The 4,513-nt window shown below is 32.4% G+C and carries 6 protein-coding genes; all 6 read right to left on the reverse strand.

The genetic code is table 11. The annotated features are described in order from the left end of the window. Positions 1–341, reverse strand: a 341-nt coding sequence (locus ACFQ0I_RS05010) for a hypothetical protein (RefSeq protein WP_379939987.1), incomplete at its 3' end; no start/stop codon positions are given. A gap of 148 nt (positions 342–489) precedes the next feature. Beyond that, positions 490–903: a hypothetical protein gene (locus ACFQ0I_RS05015; protein ID WP_379939989.1), complete on the reverse strand. Its 414-nt coding sequence runs from the start codon at positions 901–903 to the stop codon at positions 490–492. Positions 904–1,112: 209 nt separating this feature from the next. Next, positions 1,113–1,829, reverse strand: coding sequence for a DUF4241 domain-containing protein (locus tag ACFQ0I_RS05020; protein WP_379939991.1), 717 nt, complete (start codon positions 1,827–1,829; stop codon positions 1,113–1,115). A 243-nt stretch (positions 1,830–2,072) separates the two neighbouring features. Continuing rightward, positions 2,073–2,660 carry a hypothetical protein gene (locus tag ACFQ0I_RS05025; RefSeq protein ID WP_379939993.1) on the reverse strand — a complete coding sequence of 196 codons (588 nt, stop codon included), beginning with the start codon at positions 2,658–2,660 and terminating at the stop codon, positions 2,073–2,075. 147 nt (positions 2,661–2,807) lie between these two features. Then, entirely contained in the window at positions 2,808–3,329 is a 522-nt protein-coding gene (locus ACFQ0I_RS05030) for a hypothetical protein (RefSeq protein ID WP_379939995.1), read from the reverse strand. A gap of 139 nt (positions 3,330–3,468) precedes the next feature. After that, positions 3,469–4,053, reverse strand: coding sequence for a hypothetical protein (locus tag ACFQ0I_RS05035; RefSeq protein ID WP_144117755.1), 585 nt, complete (start codon positions 4,051–4,053; stop codon positions 3,469–3,471). Positions 4,054–4,513: the final 460 nt, after the last annotated feature.

Raw genomic sequence — 4,513 nt, forward strand, 5'->3', positions numbered from 1 at the left:
TCTTCATCTCTTTTTTTTCTTAAAGCAATAATTTCCAATTCCAAATCTTTTTTAGACTTAACAAAATACCCTTCTCTTATTTTCTTAAAATCAATTTGTTCATTCGTTGATTTCGGTGGAGGAGGAGTGTGTTCAGGAGTTAACGTTGATGGCTCGTCAAATCCTCTACTTATTCCACACATATTTAATCGAAGAAATCCATTTTCCATATTTCCATAGACAATCCACTTTCCAATTTTCTCAACATAAGGATGGCAATATTTCCAATTTTTTCCAATGTAAATATTTCCAACAGAATCTCCTCCATCTAATGATTCAGTTACTTTTATTTTAAAAGTCAAATCGGTTTTATTTACGTCTATTACTTCTCCAATAAAAATACATTCAGAGTTTTCAATTTCCCATTTTTGCCATTCAGATAGCNTAACTTACTTTGGTTTAGCACAAAACAGCAATTTTTTATATACGGTGTTGGCACATGGTTTTTTATTAAGGGACTTTATGGTAAAAATAAATTAATGATTTTCCGTTTTCATCTTTTCTCCAAATTTTCCTGGCAACTCTGGATTCAATTCTCATTTTTCCTCCGTTAAAATTCCTGCTCTTAAAAATTATGTCGATTAATTCCGTTTTTGAGATTTCAGACCATTCTTTATCCATCCAGCCATGATTCCCACGTTTTACTTTTATTTTTTCATTATCAATTCGAACATCAGTGAAGGCTCCTGAATCTCCTAAAACCCAAGGTTTTTCAGTTGGATGAAGATTGTGAAATGCGTCGTAAAAACTCAAAATAATTTTATTTCCCATTGTCGAAACCAAAGATTTAATTTCATCTTTAGTTGTTTTTTCATTCAACGTAATTTCCTTATTAATTTTTGGGCCATATTCAATTCCTTTCATTTTGTCAAGAAATATCTTTATAAAATTCCTAATCATTTGTTTTTGACGATTCAGTTTTAACTTTGTGCCAACGTTTATGTGTATGGAAAGTTGCGTGCTTGTGTGCGAGGATTTTCCGAAGGAAAATCAGAAGCCAGCAAGCAAAGCAACTAACATTGGTTCAGTATAAAACTAGCAATTTTTTATACACGGTGTTGCCATTAGTTTTTTTATTCCTCGTCTTCTGGCAAAAGCACAACAAAAAAGTCAATTACCAATGAAGTTATTTCTCCGTTTTTATCAATTCCCCAAAATGCAGGATACATTCCATCTCCGTAACCTGATTGGAACATTGTAATATTTAAGTCAGAATTCGGAAGTTTAAAGTTTACCCAATTACCATAATCGTTTGGGTCATTTTGGTCTTTTGCACTTTTCTTAAATTCCATTGCAAAAAAGTCGTCATAAATATTCCCATTTGGGTTGGACTTCATAAATTCATCTTGAAATTTCAAATATTCAACTCCAGCTTGAATGTCAAAAAAACCACCCAATCCAGCATCAACAGGAAATCCGAAAAAGTCTCCTTCGTCAGTCAATTCGTTAATGTCTTCTCCGTCTCTTACAGCTAAAACCCATTTTATTGCTCTTTGTTGATTAAATTCCAATTTTGCAATAGCATATCTGTCTCCAGAATTTTCTGTTTTTACTTCATAAATCTTGATAGGAAATTCTCCTGTTTTAACTTCTCGAGTTAGTGGTTGCATATCAGGTGTAACAAGTGGGTCGCACACTACTATTTTTCCTGTTGGGACTTTTAGTTTTCCAATCTCAATTACTGAAATTGGCATTCCTTCGATTGTGTCATTGTCAAAAATCTGGTTGTAATCTGCGTGCGAGAGAACTTCTGATTTCTTTTGACTTTTCTTTTTAAATATGTTGAACATTTCTTGGTCTTTTTCCGAGGTATTTTTCTGTTGAGAATTGCAAGCTGAAAAGCTTAAAATCAAAAGATAAAATATTATTAGGTTTTTCATTTTCAAATTAATGGCAACGGTTTGGGCTATGGTTTCGTTGCGGAAAAATCCGCAGGATTCTTTCCGCCGTAAACCAAAGTTAGTAAATACGTAGGACTTTCCGAGAGGAAAGTCAGAAGCAATGAACTATAGCCGGTGTTGCCCACTGGTTTTTTATTCGGTTAATTTAATTTTCTTTTTATTCTCGAATCTAAATTCGTCCAATTCCTTTAATTCGGTTGCAATCTTCTCTTTCCATTCAGTAACTTTTTGTTCATTTCGACCATTTTCGGTTTCTTTCATTAGTTCAAGTCGAATTTCTGAGAATTCCGACATAATTTCATTGTTGATTTGATTTACAATATCAAAACTTTTGGCAATTTTGCTTTTATCTTTTAACACTTGTTTTCTGAATTTTCGAGCTTGAATTTCAGCAAGGTCAAATTGCATTTGTTGAAAGTCAATCTGTTTATCAATACTCGCAATTTTTGTTGTGTCTATCCACGATGCGTTTCCTAAAAATATGTTTCCGATTTTTTGATTCAGATTCCGTTTCATAAAGTCAAATCCGCCAATCGAGTGAGAAATCATAAATTGGCTGAAAACAGCATCATTATTTTCGTCACTAATTTTGATTTTAAAATCGTCAATTGTCAATTTTGAGTCCGAACTCCATCTTTTTTGACCGTCTTGCAATTCTTGTCCAAAACTTAAATTGAAACAAATTACACTTACTATAAATCCTAAAAATATTCTGTTCATTTCTGTTTTTCTCAACTTGTGGGCAACGTGTTTGTGTAAGGAACGTTGCGGTTTTGTGTGCGAGGATTTTCCGAAGGAAAATCAGATGTAACAAAACAGCAACGACCTTTGGTTTAGCCTAAAATAAGCAATGTTTTTTACACGGTGTTAGCTTGCGTTTTGTTTTATTTCAACTTTATTTACTTTGAATTCAGACCATTCAGGTAATTCAAATTCAATTGTTTCATTGTCGATTTTCAGTTTTGGGTTAAATAGAATTCCTTTGTCAGGGTCATTTATAGGAATCATAGAATTTGCGCCAGATTCACTTTGAAACAAATAATTGCCTAAAATTTCATAATCCTTTTTGTTAGAATTTGGTATTCTTATTAAGTCATTTTCTTTGTCTATAATTAGCACATTATGCTTGTCAGTTTTTTTCTTATTTGGTATTATTAGGATTAAATAATCTCTTTTTGCTTTGTCATTAAAATCACTTGTTTGATGAAATATTTTTGCATTGTTAAATTCTGCTCCGTTTATTTTGATTTCACAATTTATTGGTTTACCTATCAGACGAGAAGTGCCAATAACCCATTTTCCAAGGATTGGTTTTTCTGAAATCACATAAATGCATGAAATTCCAATTGTAATGAGCCCAAAAAATAATGTAATTAGTTTTCTATTCATTCGCTAATGCAAGCTAACGTTTATGTATATGGAAAGTTGCGTGTTTGAGTGCGGCGATTTTCCGAAGGAAAATCGGATGCAGGCAAACAAAGCAACTCACATTGGTTAAGCTAAAAATAGCAATTTTTTATATACGGTGTTAGCGGCTGTATTTATTTAAAATTTGATTTACTATTTTGAAAATCCTTTTTGCGTTTTCCGCTTTTGGATTAACACACTTTTCAATATCGTGACTAATTGTAAATTTTGTAATTATTTTTCCGTCCGTAAATTCAATTAGAAATAAGTCGGCACAACCAATAAAGGGTTTGCAATATTCATCGCTGTTTTTTGTGTTTATAAAATCCGAATTTGAAATGACTGAATTAAGCTCATTTTTTAATTTTGCATCGTTGACAATTTTAGAGAAATTCAGTTTAGATAATTCCGCATAATTTTCATACTCTTCAAGCAAATAAGAATGAAATATTAATTCCGATTTTGCCTTATTAAACTCTATCATTTGTTCAAAAGCTGCTCCACCTCCAGGGAATTTCCAAATCCGTAGAGTTTTTGATTTTAACTCTGTTATTGGTTTTAGGTTTAGCTTTTTTAAAGGGTAATTAATTTGGTCAGTCAAATGCTTGTTGAAATCCAATTCTTTTACAATCTCAGTTTTATTTTCCGAACTGTTTTTGCATCCGAAAATTAATATTAAAATTATAAATGGGATTAGTTTCTTCATATTGCCGCTAACGTTTATGTGTATGGAAAGTTGCGTGCTTGTGTGCGAGGATTTTCCGAAGGAAAATCAGAAGCAAGCAAGCAAAGCAACTAACATTGGTTTAGTATAAAACTAGCAATTTTTTATACACGGTGTTGCCATTTCGTTGTTTTTTTTCTTACAGTTTTTGGTCAGTCATTTTTTTTGCGTTTCGCTAATCAGTCCGACGCAACAGTTGCGCACTGCTTTGGTCAGTCAGAGGTTTTTTTGGTTTTTATTCCGCAAACAAGCTAAAAAGTCCGACGCGTTTTTTATTCCACATTTGAGTGAGACTCCAACGTAATTTTTGAAATTCCGGAATATGGTTTTTCTGTTTTTTCTTTCTTAAAATTCAAAAAAAAATTCGAAAATCAAGCTAGATTTTTTACCAGTACGAGTGCGTTCCGCAATGAATGGCAACGTTTATGTGTATGGAAAGTTG

Source organism: Mariniflexile aquimaris (assembly GCF_042676825.1).
Taxonomy (GTDB): Bacteria; Bacteroidota; Bacteroidia; order Flavobacteriales; family Flavobacteriaceae; genus Mariniflexile; species Mariniflexile aquimaris.

Excerpts from the sequence above, each read along its gene's own strand:
- ACFQ0I_RS05020 (WP_379939991.1), bottom strand. The coding sequence starts at position 1,829 with ATGTTCAACATATTTAAAAAGAAAAGTCAAAAGAAATCAGAAGTTCTC.
- ACFQ0I_RS05035 (WP_144117755.1), bottom strand. The coding sequence starts at position 4,053 with ATGAAGAAACTAATCCCATTTATAATTTTAATATTAATTTTCGGATGC.
- ACFQ0I_RS05030 (WP_379939995.1), bottom strand. The coding sequence starts at position 3,329 with ATGAATAGAAAACTAATTACATTATTTTTTGGGCTCATTACAATTGGA.
- ACFQ0I_RS05025 (WP_379939993.1), bottom strand. The coding sequence starts at position 2,660 with ATGAACAGAATATTTTTAGGATTTATAGTAAGTGTAATTTGTTTCAAT.
- ACFQ0I_RS05015 (WP_379939989.1), bottom strand. The coding sequence starts at position 903 with ATGAAAGGAATTGAATATGGCCCAAAAATTAATAAGGAAATTACGTTG.